This window comes from Geothrix sp. SG200 (genome assembly GCF_022808935.1).
Lineage (GTDB): Bacteria > Acidobacteriota > Holophagae > Holophagales > Holophagaceae > Geothrix > Geothrix alkalitolerans.
The window spans coordinates 159,249-175,625 of the sequence record NZ_JAKZFR010000006.1 but is presented as its reverse complement, the minus strand read 5'-3'; the positions used below and the strand labels follow the sequence as shown (position 1 = coordinate 175,625).

Annotated in this window: 11 protein-coding genes and 1 pseudogene; 8 read left to right on the top strand and 4 right to left on the bottom strand. The window is 67.4% G+C overall.

All coding sequences use genetic code 11. The features are described from left to right. Nucleotide 1: 1 nt before the first annotated feature. Both ML539_RS12800 and ML539_RS12795 read left to right on the top strand, forming a co-directional pair. Entirely contained in the window at nucleotides 2-2,044 is a 2,043-nt protein-coding gene (locus ML539_RS12800; RefSeq protein WP_243324419.1) for an oligopeptide transporter, OPT family, read from the top strand. A 101-nt stretch (nucleotides 2,045-2,145) separates the two neighbouring features. After that, nucleotides 2,146-2,421, top strand: coding sequence for a hypothetical protein (locus ML539_RS12795; protein ID WP_243324417.1), 276 nt, complete (start codon nucleotides 2,146-2,148; stop codon nucleotides 2,419-2,421). A gap of 74 nt (nucleotides 2,422-2,495) precedes the next feature. Here ML539_RS12795 and ML539_RS15720 read toward each other — a convergent pair. Next, nucleotides 2,496-2,594 (bottom strand): annotated as a pseudogene (locus tag ML539_RS15720) (inositol monophosphatase); the annotation flags it as partial. A gap of 386 nt (nucleotides 2,595-2,980) precedes the next feature. Here ML539_RS15720 and ML539_RS12790 point away from each other — a divergent pair. Further along, complete coding sequence (locus ML539_RS12790) at nucleotides 2,981-5,887, top strand: TonB-dependent receptor (RefSeq protein ID WP_243324415.1); 2,907 nt, start codon at nucleotides 2,981-2,983, stop codon at nucleotides 5,885-5,887. Between the two features lie 9 nt (nucleotides 5,888-5,896). Next, the gene (locus tag ML539_RS12785) at nucleotides 5,897-8,473 is read left to right on the top strand and encodes a serine/threonine-protein kinase (protein WP_243324413.1); all 2,577 of its coding nucleotides are present in this window, start codon (nucleotides 5,897-5,899) and stop codon (nucleotides 8,471-8,473) included. Here ML539_RS12785 and ML539_RS12780 read toward each other — a convergent pair. Genes ML539_RS12780 through ML539_RS12770 form a run of 3 tightly spaced genes read right to left on the bottom strand, consistent with a single transcriptional unit; the run spans nucleotide 8,470 to nucleotide 11,409 of the window. After that, entirely contained in the window at nucleotides 8,470-9,249 is a 780-nt protein-coding gene (locus ML539_RS12780; protein WP_243324412.1) for an inositol monophosphatase family protein, read from the bottom strand. The two genes, ML539_RS12785 and ML539_RS12780, sit on opposite strands and share 4 nt — an antisense overlap. A 1-nt stretch (nucleotide 9,250) precedes the next feature. Further along, nucleotides 9,251-10,744, bottom strand: coding sequence for an SDR family oxidoreductase (locus ML539_RS12775; RefSeq protein WP_243324411.1), 1,494 nt, complete (start codon nucleotides 10,742-10,744; stop codon nucleotides 9,251-9,253). Continuing rightward, on the bottom strand, nucleotides 10,741-11,409 hold the full coding sequence (locus ML539_RS12770) for an adenine nucleotide alpha hydrolase (protein WP_243324410.1): 669 nt from the start codon (nucleotides 11,407-11,409) through the stop codon (nucleotides 10,741-10,743). The genes ML539_RS12775 and ML539_RS12770 overlap by 4 nt, the downstream gene beginning before the upstream one ends. A 71-nt stretch (nucleotides 11,410-11,480) precedes the next feature. On the opposite strand from ML539_RS12770, the gene ML539_RS12765 reads away from it, so the two are divergent. The 4 genes from ML539_RS12765 (at nucleotide 11,481) to ML539_RS12750 (ending at nucleotide 16,349) form a co-directional block, all read left to right on the top strand. Continuing rightward, a complete protein-coding gene (locus ML539_RS12765) occupies nucleotides 11,481-12,023 on the top strand; it encodes a NifU family protein (RefSeq protein ID WP_243295956.1) in 543 nt (180 codons plus the stop codon). 178 nt (nucleotides 12,024-12,201) lie between these two features. Beyond that, nucleotides 12,202-13,203, top strand: coding sequence for a GAF domain-containing protein (locus tag ML539_RS12760; protein WP_243324409.1), 1,002 nt, complete (start codon nucleotides 12,202-12,204; stop codon nucleotides 13,201-13,203). Nucleotides 13,204-13,389: 186 nt separating this feature from the next. Continuing rightward, nucleotides 13,390-15,357, top strand: a complete 1,968-nt coding sequence (locus tag ML539_RS12755) for a thiamine pyrophosphate-dependent enzyme (RefSeq protein ID WP_347710768.1) — start codon at nucleotides 13,390-13,392, stop codon at nucleotides 15,355-15,357. A gap of 137 nt (nucleotides 15,358-15,494) precedes the next feature. Beyond that, nucleotides 15,495-16,349 carry an MBL fold metallo-hydrolase gene (locus tag ML539_RS12750; protein WP_243324404.1) on the top strand — a complete coding sequence of 285 codons (855 nt, stop codon included), beginning with the start codon at nucleotides 15,495-15,497 and terminating at the stop codon, nucleotides 16,347-16,349. Nucleotides 16,350-16,377: the final 28 nt, after the last annotated feature.

The following is a 16,377-nucleotide window of genomic DNA, read 5'->3' as shown; positions in this document are numbered from 1 at the left end:
CATGTCCCACGGATCCGAACCCCAGGAGATCAAGGGCCTGCCCGCGAACGCGCGGCGGCCGCTGTCTGAAGGCGAGAGCTACGTGCCCCTCGTGCCCCAGGACGGCGTGCCGGAAACCACGCCCCGCGCCATCACCATGGGACTCATCTTCTGCGCCATCTTCAGCATGGCGGCGGCCTACCTGGCCCTGAAGCTGGGCCAGGGCATCGAGGCCGCCATCCCCATCGCCATCCTGGCCGTGGGCCTCAGCCGCTTCTTCCCCCGCAAGAACACGATCCTGGAGAACGTCATCGTCCAGAGCATCGGCGCCAACAGCAGCCACGTGGTGAGCGGCGCGGCCTTCACCATCCCCGCCCTCTACATCCTGGCCCAGACGCCCGGCAGCGGCGTGCCCACGCCTACGCTGTGGCAGGTGGTGCTGGTGAGCTTCCTGGGCGGCTGCATCGGCATCCTGTTCCTGGTGCCCCTGCGCCACCACTTCATGGTGGAGAACCACGGCATCTTCCCTTGGCCCGAGGCCACCGCCACTGCCGAGATCCTCGTGACCGGCGAGAAGGCGGGCAATCAGGCCAAGGAGCTGGCCATCGCCGCGGGCATCGGTGCCTTGTATGACGGCATCACCTCGATCTTCCGCGGCATGGGCGAATACATCCGCCTCGAGCACGTCTACGTGGGCCGGGCGCTTCGCGAGAAGTTCATGAGCTTCAACTTCCTGAACAGCGCGGCCACGCTGGGCATCGGCTACATCATCGGCCTGCGCTATTCCGCCGTCATCGCGGCCGGATCATTCTTCAGCATGTTCGTGCTGGTGCCCCTCTTCCACGCCATCGGCCAGCACGTGCCGGTGATCGTGCCCCCGGGCACCAAGCTCATCGCCGACATGACGCCGGAGCAGGTGTTCTTCGCCTACGTCCGCATCATCGGCGTGGGCGCCATCGCGGGCGCGGGCGTCATGGGCGTGCTGGCCTCGATGCCGAACATGATCCGCAGCATCATCAGCAACATGAAGGCGCTCATGAACCGCGACGCGGCGGCCGAGTCCCCCAAGGCCGCCATCCGGACCGAGCGCAGCCTGGCGGGCTCCATGATCGCCGTGGGCCTCGTCACCAGCATGGTGGGAACGATGGCCTTCCTCAGCTTCGGCCTCGGCATCAAGCAGGCCCTGGTGCCCGCCCTCATCGCCACCCTGGTGGTGATGGTCATCTCCTTCTTCTTCGCGCCCGTGGCGGCCCGCGCCATCGCCACCATCGGCACCAACCCCATCAGCGGCATGACCATGCTGACCCTCGTCATCACCGGCGTGCTGATGCTGAAGCTGAACTTCACCGGCGGCTACGGCATGTTCCTCACCATGATGGTGGGCGGCATCGTCTGCACGGCCCTGGCGGCCTCCGGCGCCTTCAGCACCGACCTCAAGATCGGCCACTGGATCGGCGCCACGCCCGCCAGGCAGATCGGCTGGAAGTTCGTGGGCACCTTCGTGGCGGCGCTGTTCACGGGCATCGCCATGTGGCTCATGGCCAAGCAGGTGAACCTGGATGGCACCATGGCCCTGGGCTCCTCCATCCCCGCGCCCCAGGCCAGCGCCATGAAGGCCATCCTCGAAGGCATCTTCGGCACCGTGTCCATGCCCCTGCGCTGGTACGCCTTCGGCCTGGGCATCATGCTCTCCCTCGTGCTGCGCATGGTGGAGCTGCCCGCCCTGGGCTTCGCGCTGGGAATGTACCTGCCCATCGAGCTGAACACGCCCCTCTTCCTGGGCGGCATCCTGGCGCACCTCGTGAACCGCCCCAAGCCCGGCACCAGCGAGGCCGACGCCAAGGCCCGCGAGAACCGCGGCGTGCTCATCGCCAGCGGCCTCATGGCCGGCGGCGCCATCATGGGCGTGGTGGCCAGCTTCGTGAAACTGAAGTGGACCGAGGGCTTCCCGCTCCTCAGCGTCCACCAGGCCGAAGGAGCCCTGGGCGAGTGGCTCGGCCTCGCCGCCCTGGTGGCCCTGTGCCTCTACGTCGTCATCTATAGCCGGCGGGCCAAGGAAGCCTGATCAGGCGGCCGTCAGGAGAGGTGGGCATCCCTTTCCCCTGGTGGAAAGGGATGCGCGCTTTAGATTGGTCCCACGCCCCCAGCGGACGATAGGGAGGAATCATGCGCAGAATGGGCCTGCTCGCCCTGGTCATCGTCTTGGCCGGAAGCACCGGCCTCTTCGCCCAGAAGAAGAGTGACGGGCTGAAGAAGGCCAAGGACACCACCGACCGCGTTCGCGAGGCCGATCCGCCGAAGGCCGAGCCCTCGAAGAAGACTGCCGCGGAGAAGACCACTGAGGCACGGGAGCAGACGAAGCGCCAGGACCAGGCCAACGCCCACAATTCCGGCCGCAAGACCGACCTCCAGACCGCCCCGCCGCCTTCGCCGAAGAAGTAGGCCCAGGGGCACCGGTCAAACGGCCCGGGCTACCTGCAGCCCGAACTGCACGCCCGGGGTTCCGGTCACCAGACTCCTGCTCTCAGCCACCCCTGTCTGCCTTCCCAGTCGGTGATGATCCCGCCGGCCTCCTGCGCCAGCAGGGCGCCGGCGGCGAGGTTCCAGGGCTTGAGGCCCAGGTCGAGGGGCGATGTTGAAGGCTGGTCAGGGCTCGCCCAACTGGAAGGCGAAGCCGGTGGCCAGGAAGGTGTCGCCGCACAGGGAGTCCAGCACGCAGACCGCCAGGGGCCCCTCCACGTTCCATCGGGCCAGGGAGATGCACCCGCAGGAACTCTGAGGACAGGAACTGGCCTCAGCTGAGGCTTCATCTCAACCGGAGGATGGACCTAATGGGAGAACTGAAGTTGCAGGAATGAACCGTGGGATGGATGGTCCGGGTGGAAGCAGTCGGGATGGGTGAATTTCCCCACTTGAAAATAACGATCAACCACTGAATCATTTATCGGCTTAATCCATTCGATTTACCTGATCTGGCTTTCGAAACACCCAGGGAGGCAGCATGTTCTCCCCTCGGTCCGTCAGCTACCTGATCGCGCTTCTGCTGGTCACCGGCCCACCTCTGCGGGGACAGACCTCCACCACGGGGGCGGTTTCCGGCCTGGTGCTCGACACGAAAGGCACCCCGCTGGCGCGCACCACAGTCCGTGCGACTTCGGCGCAGATCCAGCGGACGACCACCTCCGACCCTGAGGGCGGATTCCACCTCGCGCTGCTCAACCCCGGCGATTGGACCCTGGAATTCACTCTGGCGGGCTACACCACCCTGTCCCTGTCCCTCACCGTCACCACCGCCTCCGTTCATCCGGTGAGGGTGAAGATGGCACCGTCGGGACAGGCGCGGGTCGAGGTGGTGGCCGAGAGCCTGCAGATGGACTTGAGCACGAACATCCAGGGCTCCAGCTTGACCGCCTCCGACCTTGAGCGGCTGCCCACCGGCCGGGACTTGAGCGACCTGCTCATGCTCGGGCCCGGGGTGGAGGATTCGGGCTTCACGAGCACCGGCACCACCAACTGGAATGGCAACCCTTCGGTGAGCGGCGCATCTTCCCTGGAAAACCTCTATCTGCTCGACGGCCTGGTGACCAACGACTTCCGCAATGGCTTTCAGGGTGCTGCCTTGCCGAAGGAATGGGTCAAGCAGGTGGAGGTTCAGACCGGCGGCTTCGCCCCGGAGTATTCGTCGCTCGGCGGTATCGTGGTGGCCGTCACCAAGCAGGGCACCAACGCTTTCGCCGGCTCCCTGGCCTACACCTCGACGGTGCCGCAGCTGCAGGCACGCGCAAAGTACAACCCGGCCGTGGGCCAGCTGAAGCCGAGCGACCCTCAGCGGACCTGGGAGACCACCTTCACGGTCGGCGGGCCCCTGCGCAAGGATCGGCTCTTCTACTTCCTCGGCGGCAGCTTCAACCGGGTGGAGCCCGACCCGGCCTCGGTGACTCCCAACAACCAGGGCTTCCGGTCCGATCCAGCGAAGGATGAAACCCGCAATCTGTACGGCAAGGTGAACTGGTTCCCGCATCCGGATCACCAGGTGACCTTAGCGCTTCAGGACCGTAACCGTGACCAGAGCCAAGACAACCGCTATCCCTCACCCAACGGCACGGCCCAATTCGGCGCCGCAGCCCACGACCGCACCCGAAACCTGAGCCTCAACTGGGACTGGATCATCAGCCCGTCCATGGTGTTGGCCGTCAAAGCCGGACGCTCCCAATTCAAATCGGACCGAACCCCGACGGACGGCTCGGAGGTCCGCGTGAACGACCAGATGTACTTCAGCCCGCTGGGGCCCTGGGGATCCAATCCCCTGCCGCCGTCAACCCTCCCTGGCGACGTCTTCCCGTACGGCGGACTGGGGGCGTACACCTCGGAGAGTGCCATCACCACGCGCCAGCTGCGCGCCGATTTCAGCTGGCTCATCGCCAGCCACATCCTGAAGTTCGGGATCAGCCGGATCTCGCCGGAGTGGACCCTCCAGGGCCGGACCACCGGCGGCTATGCCATCACCATCTACCAGTTCAACTCCGGGCCCGACCGCTACCAGTTCCGCGGCCTGAGGCGCACCTTCTTCTCGCGGGATTCACGGGCCTCCGGCGACTACTCGGCCCTGTACGCCCAGGACACCTGGGAGGTCCGGCCGGGCCTGCGCCTGATGTACGGTCTCCGCTACGAGAGCCAGGAGCAGCGGGACAACCAGGGGGCTACCTTCTTCAAGTTCACCCGGGCCAAGGATGTCACCCAACCCCGCCTCGGCTTCACCTGGGACCTCCGGGGCGATGGCCGCCGCAAGCTGAGCGGGAGCTACGGCCGGTACTACGAACAGATCCCCCTCAACCCGGTGATGGCCACAGGCGGGGGGTTTTCGAACCACTGGGAGAACTACAGCCTCGCCAGCGCCAGCTACGACCTCACCACCCGCGCCTGGGCCATCACCGGAACTCCCGACGGCATCCCCGGCCTCGACCCGCGCCCGACCTACGACAACTCCAAGTTCTGGGCGACACGACCGCCCATCGCCGAAGGCATCCAGCTCCCCCGGCGCGATGAATACACCCTCGGCTACGACCATCGCTTCGCTAGCGGTTGGCTGGCCGGCGTCCACTACCGCTGGCGCAAGCTGACCCACGTCATCGAAGACTCGGTGCCCACCGACCGGAACGGCAATCCCATCGACGGTGAAGGATTCTCGATCCTCTGGAATCCCAAGGCTGGTGCCACCGTGCGGTGGCGGAACAACGACCTGCACAGTGATCCTGACGCACTCAATGTGTGGGTGAACGACGTCTTCCCCACCGCCTACAACCTCTATCGGGCCATCGACCTCACCCTGGCCAAGCACGGCTCCGACTACAGCCTCGAGCTCAGCTACACCCACAGCCGCTTCGAGGGCTCCTACGAGGGTCTCGCCGTGCAGTTCCAGGCCGATGCGAACCTGACCTTCACCTATGACTATTGGCCCTATGTGGGCGTGGGCCTCCTGCCCCTCGATCACACCCACAGCCTGAAGCTGCTTGCCACCAGGACCCTGCCGCTCTTTGGGCACACCCTCACGGTCGGCACGTTCTCCCGGCTGGTGAGCGGCATTCCCAGCACCGATTGGGATGGCACCAACGACTTCGGCGGATACGGACCGGCGCACCCCATCGACGGCCGGTACGGCAACCATGGCCGCATGCCCACCCAGGTGGTGTGCGACCTCACCCTGCGCTACGAGATGCGCTTCAGCCGGGTCAAGGTCACGCCTTCACTGGACATATTCAACCTGTTCAACCGGCAGACGGTCACGGGCGTGGACGAGAACAAGGCCTGGGGGAGGTACCCCTACCCTGAAGGCAACCCCACCTGGCGCCAACCATGGTCCTGGCTAACCGGCCGCAACCTGCGCTGGAGCCTGTCCCTGAGCTTCTGAGAGGGGGAGATGTCTGCTCAACACCTTTCCACAGGCTCCTTCCTCGGTCCGTATCGCGTCCTCGCGTTGCTGGGCAAGGGCGGGATGGGTGAGGTGTATCGTGCCCAAGATCCGAAACTCGGGCGGGAGGTGGCGATCAAGGTCCTCCCGGCGGCCTTCGCCGAGGACGCCGATCGGCTTCGACGCTTTGAGCATGAGGCCCGCGCGGCGAGTGCGCTGAACCACCCGAACATCCTCACGATCTATGAGCTCGGCGCTCACGAGGGCGCACCCTTCCTGGTCATGGAACTGCTTGATGGGATCACCCTGCGGGAGCTGATGAAACAGGGCACGTTGACGGCGGGACGGATCGCAGAGCTGGGAAGCCAGATCGCTGAAGGGCTCGCGGCGGCGCACGAACGGGGGATCATCCACCGCGACATCAAGCCCGAAAACCTCTTCCTCACGCGCCGCGGGGTAGTGAAGATTCTGGACTTCGGATTGGCCAAGTCCGGTTGCCTGGAGAATAAGTCCACCTCAGTGACGACCCTCGGAACCGGCACAGGGATGGTGGTGGGGACGGCATCCTACATGAGCCCCGAGCAGGCGACCGGGAAGCCGGTGGGGTTCGCATCCGACCAGTTCAGCCTCGGCGTGGTGCTCTACGAGATGGTTGCAGGGAAGTGCCCCTTCGTCGGCGATTCGATGGCAGAGACCCTGGCGGCGATCGTGCGGGACGAGCCCGCGCCGCTGGAAGGTCTGGCGCAGGGGATCCCTGCGGGCTTGGCCTCGATCATCCAGCGCTGCCTGGCGAAGGACCCGGCCGAGCGCTACGGGAGCGACGGTGAGCTTGCAACGGTACTGGCGGCAGTGGCGACCAAGGAGGGCGCGCCGATACTCCGTTTCCCGTCCGGACCCCAGGCTGGTCTGCGACTTCCCCGCAGGGGATTGCTGGCCGCCGCCGGAGTGGCGCTGACCGCAGCTCTCGGCTCCCTCCTGTGGTGGCGCCCCTGGGTGCCTTCCACACCAAAATGGGACGATCGCCTTGCACTTGTCCTGCCACTGGAGAACCGGACCGGGGAGTCCTCCCTGGACGATCTGGGCCAGCAGGCCGCCGACCTGGTCCGCCAGGATCTGGAGAAGGTGGGGAGCCTGAAGCTGGCCGTGCCCCCCGGGGGACGCGACCTGCACCGTCTGGCGGAGACCACGCGGGCGAGGCTGATCGCGACCGGCAGCTACGCACGGCGCGGTCGGGACCTGGTGTTCCAGGCCCGACTTGAGGATCCGTGGGCCGGCACGACCATCTATTCGCTGGGCCCCTGGCAGGCGCCGGCAGAGGATCCCACCGCCGCGCTGAAAGAGCTCCGGCAGTACCTGGCTGGAGCGGTTGCCGTATGCCTTTGCAACAACGGTGGGGCCAGGTTCGGCACATGGCGGGCACCCCGCCTGGACACCTGGCTGCAGGCGGGAGATTGCTACGAGCGGTTCAATGCCGATCCCGAAGGGACGATTGCCGCCTTGCGCAAGATTCTGGAACGCGATCCAGACGGATTCGACGCCATTTTCGTGTTGCTCGCGTACATCGCCACGCCCAAGCGCGCAGAAGAGGCGAGGGCCCTGCTTGACGCCATCGAGCCCCGCAGTTCCTTCTACACGCCCGCAGAGCGAGGCTTCCTGCGTTTCTTCCGCGCGAGGGCCGAAAGCCGGCCGGCGGAGGGCGTCAAGGCCCTGCTGGATGTCCGCGCCTCATGCGGGGATTTCGAATCCCTCCACTACAACCTGGGGAACCTGTACCTCAACCTGCACCGCGATGGCAGCGCGCTCCGGGAATTCCGGCCGATCATGGACTCGTCCGTATTCTGGGGGGGCTGGTTCGCAGGGTGGATCGCCCTCCCCATGGGGAGGATCCTGCACCAGCGGGGAGAGTTCGAGGAGGAGCTCCGGCTGGCTCGCAAAGGCCTGACGGTGGTGCCAGACAACATCCTCTTCCGCGTACGGGAAATTGAGGCGCTCGCAGCCATGGGCCGGACCTCGGAGGTGGAACAGGCGGTCCAGGCCGGCGGCCTTGTCAAGCCGAGCCGCGGGCTAGCTGGCCGACCCCGGGCCCTGGAGGCCGTTGCCGCCGTGGAGTTCCATGCCCACGGCCGAGAGGAAGAGGGCCGGCGCTGGGCATCGCGGTTCCTCGATCACCACCCCCCTTCGGCGGACCCGCAGCTGTGGTTCCACACCACCCACATGCTCCGCATGCTCGGGCGGCGGAAGGAGGCGTTGGCCCTGGCGGACGCCCGGCTGGCAAGGGACCCCGGCGATCCGGATCCGCTCTCCGATCGGGGGATCCTCCTGGCGGAACTGGGCGAGGCAGCCGAGGCCCGGGCAGTGGAAGCGCAGCTGGCGGCGCTTCCACCACGGCCCGGAGCGATGCCCGGTCATCCGTTCGAACGTGCCTGCGTCCTGGCTGCACTCGGGGAGAAGGAGCGGATGGTCGAACTCCTCCGCCAGGCCGTGGTGGGCGGCTCGAACCTGTCCTACGTCCTGACCCACGACGAGGCCTTCCGCAAGTTCCGCGGGTACCCGCCTTTCGAGGACCTGATCAAACCGGTTGACTAGGTCTGGTGCAAACAGGCCCGCAGCTCCCGCTGCACGCCGGGATTTCCCACCACCAGATTCCCGCTCTCGAACCAACCCTGGCCACCTTCCCAGTCGGTGATCACGCCGCCGGCCTCCTGCACCAGCAGCACGCCGGCGGCGAGGTCCCAGGGCTTGAGGCCCAGCTCGAAGTAGCCGTCGAAGATGCCGCAGGCGACATGCGCCAGGTCGAGGGCGGCGCTGCCGGCGCGACGAATGCCCTTGGCCCGGGGGAACACGCGCCCGAGGGCGGCGTTGAACAGGGGCCAGCGTTCGCCCAGCTGGAAGGCGAAGCCCGTGGCGATGAAGGCCCCGTCCAGGCCCGCCTGCTGCGAGACGCGCATGGGCTTGCCGTTCCAGGTGGCACCGAGGCCTCGAACGGCCAGGAAGCAGTCGTCCCGCAGGGGATCCAGCACGCAGCCCACCACGGGGCCCTCCGCGTCCCACAGGGCCACGGAGACGCACCAGTGGGGGAAGCCCTGGACGAAGTTCAGCGTGCCGTCGAGCGGGTCCACGATCCAGCGGATGTCTGCGCTCCCATGGCTTCCGCCCTCCTCGCCCAGGAACCCGTACTGCGGGAAGTGGAAGTCCAGCTCGGCGCGGATGGCGGCCTCGGCAGCGCGGTCGGCTTCGCTCACCACGTCATTCTTGGTCTTCTCGGTGATGGTGGCCGGATCCAGCTTCCGAAAGTAGCCGAGCAGCACCTTCCCTCCGGCCTGGGCCGCGGCCAGGCAGGCCTCCCGTTGCGCGTCGTACATGTCATGACCTCTCAGTTCCTGTCGCAGCGGTCTCGGCCCGCTTCTTCAATGCCCGGACCATGCCAGGGAACACGAAGAGGTGGAAGGGCAGCATCGCGTACCAGTAGATCAGGCCGAGCACGCCGTGGGGTTCGAAGAAGGCGGTCTGCTCCAGGCGCGAGCCCGCCCCCTCGGGCCGCACGGTGAACTGGAGCCAGGCATGGCCGTCCAGCTTCATCTCGGACCGCAGGCGCAAAAGTCGGTCCTCCTCGACGGCCTCGACGCGCCAGAAGTCCACGGGATCGCCCACGCGGAGCTGCCGCGGATGCCGTCGCCCCCGGCGCATGCCCATGCCGCGGAACAGCCGGTCCAGGAAGCCGCGGATCTGCCACAGCCAGTTGCCCGCGGGCCAGCCGTTCTCGCCGCCCAGCGCGCAGAAGGTCTCGAACACCACGTGGGGCCGAGCCTTGACGTGCCGGTGGTGGCGCTCGAGGAACATGCCCTCGTGGGAGCCCAGGACCTCCTCCTCCTGCTCGCTGGAGAGGCTGGTGGCCCAGGTGGTCTCCACCGCGTCCTCGTCCAGGCGCTGCAAGGCCAGGGCCAGGGCCTCTTTGTAGGCCATGGGGCGCACCCGGAAGACCTCCAGAGCTCGGGGATCGCGCACCACCACCTCGGTGGTCATGCCTTCGATCAGGGGCTTGGCCAGAACCAGCGGGATGGGCGTGACCAGGTCCACCCACAAGGCAGACAGGATCGGCAGCGGCACGCGCATGGGGATGATGAAGCGGCGCAGGCCCCGGGCCTCCGCGTAGCCCAGCATCATCCGCCGGTAGTCGAGGACATCGCGGCCGCCGATCTCGAAGATGCCCGACACGTCCGGGTGCTCCAGGGCCTCGGTGAGGTAGCCCAGCACATTGCGCACGCCGATGGGCTGGCAGCGGGTGTTCACCCAGCGCGGCGTGATCATGACGGGAAGGCGCTCCGTCAGGTGGCGGATCATCTCGAAGCTGGCACTGCCGCTGCCCACGATGACCGCGGCCCGGAACTCGAGCACCGGCACGCCTGTGGAACCGAGGGCCGCCCCGACTTCCTGCCGGCTGGCGAGGTGATCGCTCCGGTGGCCCTTGGGATCCCCCAGCCCGCCCAGGTAGATGATCCGCTGCACGCCCGCCTTGGCGCAGGCCGCCGCGAAGACCAGGGCGTGCCCCAGGTCCCGGTCGCGGAAGTCCGGCCGGTCCTCGCTCATGGCATGGACCAGGTAGTAGGCCTGGGACACGCCCTCCAGGGCCACCGCCAGGGAGGCCGGATCGCTCACGTCCCCCTTCACCGTCTGAACCCCCGGCCAGGGCCGGCCCGCCAGCCGGTCAGGGTTGCGGGCCATGCAGCGCACGTGGTGGCCGGCGGCGAGGAGGCGGGGCACCAGGCGCCCGCCGATGTAGCCCGTGGCGCCGGTGACGAGGATCAGCGGCCGGCCGGGATCCATCAGGCTCGCGCCCGTGGGCTGTGACGAGGTCATGCGGGCACCAGGTCCGCGAAGACGAATCCATCCCGCTCCACCACCTCGCCCCGATGAATGGGAATGGGATGCCGGAACATGGGGCCGTCCCAGGCGAAGGTGTGGAACTCGCCCCGCTCGCCGCAGGGATCCACGCCGGCCGGCAGGTCCGCCAGCAGGCCGGCGTCGAAGGCCCGCCCCGCGAAGGCCGCGTCCAATGCCCGGGGGTCCACACAGGTCAGGGTGGCCTTCAGGCCCGCGGCCACCATGGTCCGGGAAAGCCCCGCCGTATCCGGATTCCAGATGGGGAACAAGGGCGCCAGGCCCGTCCCTGCCAGCTTCTGGATGCGGTAGTCCCGCACATCCTCCAGGAAGAGGTCCCCGAAGGCCATGGCACCGATGCCTTCGGCCACCGCGCTGGCACAGGCCCGGGCCATGCGGGCCTCGTAGGCCTCGTTGGGGCAGGGCCAGGGCAGTGGCACCTTCCAGAGCGGCAGGCCCGCGGCCTCGGCCTGGGCCTCGAGCAGGGATTCCCGCACCGCGTGCATGGCCACCCGCCCGAAGGCCTCGTTGGTGGTGGTGAGGAGGCCCACCACGTCCACGTCCCCGGCCTGGCGGAGGGCGTGCAGGGCCCAGGCGGCATCCTTGCCGCTGGACCAGCTCAGGAGGACCTTCGTCCGTGTCATGGGATCTCCGGGTCCAAGTATGGGCCCTCGTAAATCCTGACGAATTTGGTAAACTTTCTTGGGAGCCTTCCATGCCCAAGGTCATCAACATCGAACCCACGCCCAATCCCGATGCGCTGAAGTTCCTGGTGCATCCGGCCATTCTCAAGGCCGGGTCCCGATCCTTCAAGGATTTCGGGGCGGCGGTGGGTGATCCGCTGGGCTCGGCGCTCTTCGCCCTGGGCAAGGTGACCTCCGTGTTCTACATGGACCGCTTCGTCACCGTGAACAAGGATCCTTCGGCCGAGTGGACCGACCTCATCGACCCCATCTGCGAATCCATCGAGGACCTGAAGCTGCCCGAGAACGACACCGGCGATGTGGCGCTGACGCCGGGCGGCGACGCGGACGCGACGCTGGAGCGCATCAACCAGCTGCTGGACTCCCGCATCCGCCCCGGCCTGGCGGGCGATGGCGGCGGCCTGGAGGTCATCTCCTTCGACGGCCAGACCCTTCAGATCAGCTACCACGGCGCCTGCGGATCCTGTCCCTCCTCCACCAGCGGCACCCTGCGCTACATCGAGGGGCTGCTCCAAGAGGAGATCAGTCCCAGCATCCGCGTCGTAAGCTGGTGAAGGGCCCGTCAGAGGCCTGGCCGGCTCCCCGCCCACGGCACCTCGGTCATGGCCGGAGGCCATGCCGAGTGGAGATCAGTCCCAGCATCCGCGTCGTAAGCTGGTAGATTCTTTCCAATCTGACCCCTTGCGCTGTGGTTAAAGTCCGGCAGTCTAAGGGTACCGACTGGAGACATGCGTGAGCCCTGGGAAGGCGGTCAAGCGTCGCAGTGCCAAGGGGAACCATCTTGCCGCGCTGGCGGACCTGCTCAACGCCAGCCGGGAGGATCCGGCCCGGCTCTTCGAGCATGGCCTCGCCCTGCTGGTGGACCGCCTCAACGTGGATCGCGCCCTGCTCACCCGGATCACGGGGCTGGGCTACGAAGTGTTCTGGTGGGCCGTGGCGGATGGCGCCGGCATGAACGGCATCTTCGAGGCCCCCGAGAAGGGCTACTGTCCGTGGGTGATGGCCCACCCGGACCGCCCGCTCACCATCCGGGACGCCTCGCTGGAACCGCGCTGGCGCAAGAGCCCCGGCTACCTGGAGCTTGGCATCCGCGCCTACTCCGGCGTGGCCCTCAAGGAAGGCGACAACGTGGTGGGCACCCTGTGTGTCCAGTGCCATGCCCCCAGGGCCTTCGACCGCGGCGAGACCGAGCTGATCCGAGCCATGGGGCACCTCATGGCGCGCACCCTCGAATCCGAGAGCATGAAGCAGGAGCTCCGGGGAGCCCTGGACGCGCTGGAGCTCAGCGGCGCCATCGTGGAGGACAGCGCGCTGAACAGCGCCCGCTCCGGCCTGCCCAACCGCCGCTACCTCGACATCTGGCTCCGCGCCTCGCTGTTCATGGCCCGCCGCCGCAAGGAACCCATCGCCCTCGCCCTCTGGTCCCAGCCTCTGGTGACGGGCACCCGTGGCCGCCTGGCCGCCGCCGCCTCCCACCTGCGGGGCGAGGATCTGCTCATCGAGCTGTCGGCGGACCAGTACCTGCTGATCATGCCCCATACCAGCGAGGAGGGCACGGAGGTCCTGCTCGCGCGGCTTCGCGGGATCGTGGGCGAGCATCCCACCGGGGCCACGCTGTGGTTCCCCGGCGATGACGACATGACCTTGAAGTCGGCTTTGACACGCGTCGGCAAAGCCTTCACTGAAGCCAATCGCGAAGGCACGAGCCTGATCTGGAGCCATCGCCGAGGGTGAACGGCGACACGCACGCTGGCCCGTCAGGCAGGTCCATGGGAAGATGAAAAGCTCTGGCACAGCCGGTGGAACCCGGCCCCGTGGAGGTGGATGTTGGAAACTCCGACCTTGGTGAAAGCGGCCCTCAACGCGCTGGAGGGCCAGGGCGCCCCCAGCCGGGAGGACCTCGCCCGATGGTACGAACTGATGCACCTCGGACGCATCCTGGACGACAAGGCGCCGAACTACCTGAAGCAGGCCATCGGCTGGTCGTACCACGCCCCGTGCGCCGGCCACGACGGCATCCAGCTGGCCGCCGGACTGGCTTTCCGCGCCGGCCAGGATTTCCTGTTCCCCTACTACCGCGACATGATGACCTGCCTCGCCGCCGGCCTCACGCCCGAGGAGATCATCCTCAACGGCATCTCCAAGGCCACCGACCCCGCCAGCGGCGGCCGCCACATGAGCAACCACTTCGCGAAGCCGTCCATCGGCATCCAGAATGTGTCCAGCCTCACGGGCAACCACACCCAGCACGCCGTGGGACTCGCCCGCGCGGTGAAGTACTACGGCCGCGACAGCGTGGTGTTCTGCAGCCAGGGCGAGTCCTCCCTGTCCGAAGGCTACTGCTCCGAGAGCATCAACGGCGCCGACCGCGAGCAGCTGCCCGTGGTCTTCGTGGTCCAGGACAACGGCTACGGCATCTCCGTGCCCAAGCACGACCAGAGCGCCAACGACCATCTCTGCGACAACTTCAGCGGCTACTCCAACCTGAAGATCATCAAGTGCGACGGGCTGGACCTCCTGGATTCCATGCGCGCCCTGGCAGAGGCCATCGCCTACATCCGCACCGGCCAGGGCCCTGCCATGGTCTACGCCATGTGCGTGCGCATCGGCAGCCACTCGAACTCGGACCGCCACGAGCTCTACCGCGACGACGCGGAGCGGGCCGAGGCCAAGGCCAAGGATCCCCTGCCCCGCTTCCGCGCCTACTGCCTGGCGCACGGCCTCGCGGAGGAGGAGCTGAAGGCCATCGAGACCGAGAACCAGGCCCGCTACCTGGCCGCCCACGACAAGGCCATGGCCGCGCCGAACCCCGATCCCGCCACCATCTACGACTTCGTCATCCCCGAGGGCTGGATCTCCGCGCAGTACCCGGACGGCACGCACCACGCTGAGGGCAGCCCCGTCAGCGTGATCACCGCCCTCAACCAGACCCTGAAGGAGGAGTTCCGCCACAACCCCGACACCTTCATCTGGGGCCAGGACATGGCCAACAAGGAGAAGGGCGGCATCTTCAACGTGTCGAAGGGGATGCAGCAGGAGTTCGGCGAGAAGCGGGTCTTCAACGCCCCCATCGCCGAGGACTTCATCGTCGGCACCGCCAACGGCTTCTCCCGCCTGGACGACAAGATCCGCGTCGTGGTGGAAGGCGCCGAGTTCGCCGACTACATCTGGCCCGCCGCCGAGCAGATCGTCGAGTGCAGCCATGACTACTGGCGCAGCAACGGCCAGTTCGCCCCCAACGTCACCATCCGCCTGGCCTCCGGCGGCTACATCGGCGGCGGCCTCTACCACTCGCAGAACGTCGAAGGCTGGCTCACCACCCTGCCCGGCATCCGCGTGGTGGTGCCCGCCTTCGCCGACGACGCCGCGGGCCTGCTGCGCACGGCCCTGCGCAGCCGCGGCACCACCCTCTACCTCGAGCCGAAGTTCCTCTACAACGCGAAGATGGCCCAGGCCGTGGTGCCGCCAGACTTCGCCGTGCCCTTCGGCAAGGCCCGCGTCCGCCGCGAAGGCACGGACCTCACCATCCTCGCCTACGGCACGCCGGTCCACTTCGCCCTGGAAGCCGCGGCCAAGCTGGAAAAGGAAGGCAAGTCCGCCGAGGTCATCGACCTCCGCAGCCTAAGCCCCCTGGACACCCCCGCCATCCTGAAATCCGTGAAGAAGACGCACCGCGTGCTCATCGCCCACGAGGACAAGGTCTTCGGCGGCTTCGGCGGCGAACTGGCGGCCATCTGCGCCTCCGAGTGCTTCGTCTGGCTGGACGCGCCCGTGGAGCGCGTGGGCTCCGAGTTCACGCCCGTGGGCTTCAACCGCATCCTCGAGCGCGCCGTCCTCCCCAACGCCGACAAGGTGCTGGCCGCCGCGCGCAAGGTCCTGGCATTTTGAAAGCAAACCGCGAATGACACGAATTGCCCTTCGGGCATGCGAATGGGAACAGGCCAGGCAGGATTCCTGCTCCTACCCGCCCCCTTCGCGCCCATTCGCGCCATTCGCGGTTCCATCTGTTGCCTGAAGGAGTCTCCATGCAGTTCGGTCCCTGGGATGTCCAGATCGTCAGCGGCGGCACCTTCCGGCTGGATGGCGGCGCCATGTTCGGCACGGTGCCGAAGGTGGTCTGGAACAAGCTCTACCCCGCCGACGAGGAGAACCAGATCCTCATGGCCACCAACTGCCTGCTGATCCGCGGCGAGGCGGGCGGGAAGAAGCACGTCGTCCTCGTGGACAACGGCAACGGCGACAAGGAAAGCGACGACTTCATGGCCCGCTTCAAGTTCCAGGGCCGGGGCGTGCTGGACGCGAACCTGGCGAAGCTCGGCGTGAAGCCGGAGGACATCACCCTCTGCATCCTCACCCACCTGCACTTCGACCACGCGGGCGGCAGCACGCGCCTCGGCGCGGATGGCAAGCCCGTCCCCAGCTTCCCCCATGCCCGCTACGTCGTGCAGGCCAAGGACCTCGCGGACGCGAAGCACCCGCACCTGCGGGTGAAGGCCAGCTATCTGCCCCAGAACTGGGAGCCCCTGGAGGCCGCGGGCCTGCTGGAGACCGTGGATGGCATCGCCGAGCTGCTGCCCGGCATCTCCGTGCGCCCCGCCCCCGGCCACATCGAGGGCCTGCAGAACGTCATCGTCGAAGGCGGCGGGAAGCGCCTGGTCTACCTGGCGGACCTCATTCCCACGGCCCGCCACATCCAGCCGGCCTGGTGCATGGGCTACGACCTGGACGTGGTGACCTGCGTGAACGAGCGCCAGAAGCTGCTGGACGAGGTGACCGGCACGGATACGGTGTGCGTCTTCGAGCACGATCCCGAGTTCCCTGCCGGCACCGTCAGCCGGGACGCCAAGGGGAAGTACGTGGTGGCTCCGGTCCAGGTGTAGTCCCAGACGGGCACAAAAACGGCTGTCC

Bases quoted from the DNA above. Each gene is read 5' to 3' on its own strand.
- ML539_RS12800 (WP_243324419.1), top strand. From the start codon at position 2: ATGTCCCACGGATCCGAACCCCAGGAGATCAAGGGCCTGCCCGCGAAC.
- ML539_RS12795 (WP_243324417.1), top strand. From the start codon at position 2,146: ATGCGCAGAATGGGCCTGCTCGCCCTGGTCATCGTCTTGGCCGGAAGC.
- ML539_RS12790 (WP_243324415.1), top strand. From the start codon at position 2,981: ATGTTCTCCCCTCGGTCCGTCAGCTACCTGATCGCGCTTCTGCTGGTC.
- ML539_RS12785 (WP_243324413.1), top strand. From the start codon at position 5,897: ATGTCTGCTCAACACCTTTCCACAGGCTCCTTCCTCGGTCCGTATCGC.
- ML539_RS12780 (WP_243324412.1), bottom strand. From the start codon at position 9,249: ATGTACGACGCGCAACGGGAGGCCTGCCTGGCCGCGGCCCAGGCCGGA.
- ML539_RS12775 (WP_243324411.1), bottom strand. From the start codon at position 10,744: ATGACCTCGTCACAGCCCACGGGCGCGAGCCTGATGGATCCCGGCCGG.
- ML539_RS12770 (WP_243324410.1), bottom strand. From the start codon at position 11,409: ATGACACGGACGAAGGTCCTCCTGAGCTGGTCCAGCGGCAAGGATGCC.
- ML539_RS12765 (WP_243295956.1), top strand. From the start codon at position 11,481: ATGCCCAAGGTCATCAACATCGAACCCACGCCCAATCCCGATGCGCTG.
- ML539_RS12755 (WP_347710768.1), top strand. From the start codon at position 13,390: ATGCACCTCGGACGCATCCTGGACGACAAGGCGCCGAACTACCTGAAG.
- ML539_RS12750 (WP_243324404.1), top strand. From the start codon at position 15,495: ATGCAGTTCGGTCCCTGGGATGTCCAGATCGTCAGCGGCGGCACCTTC.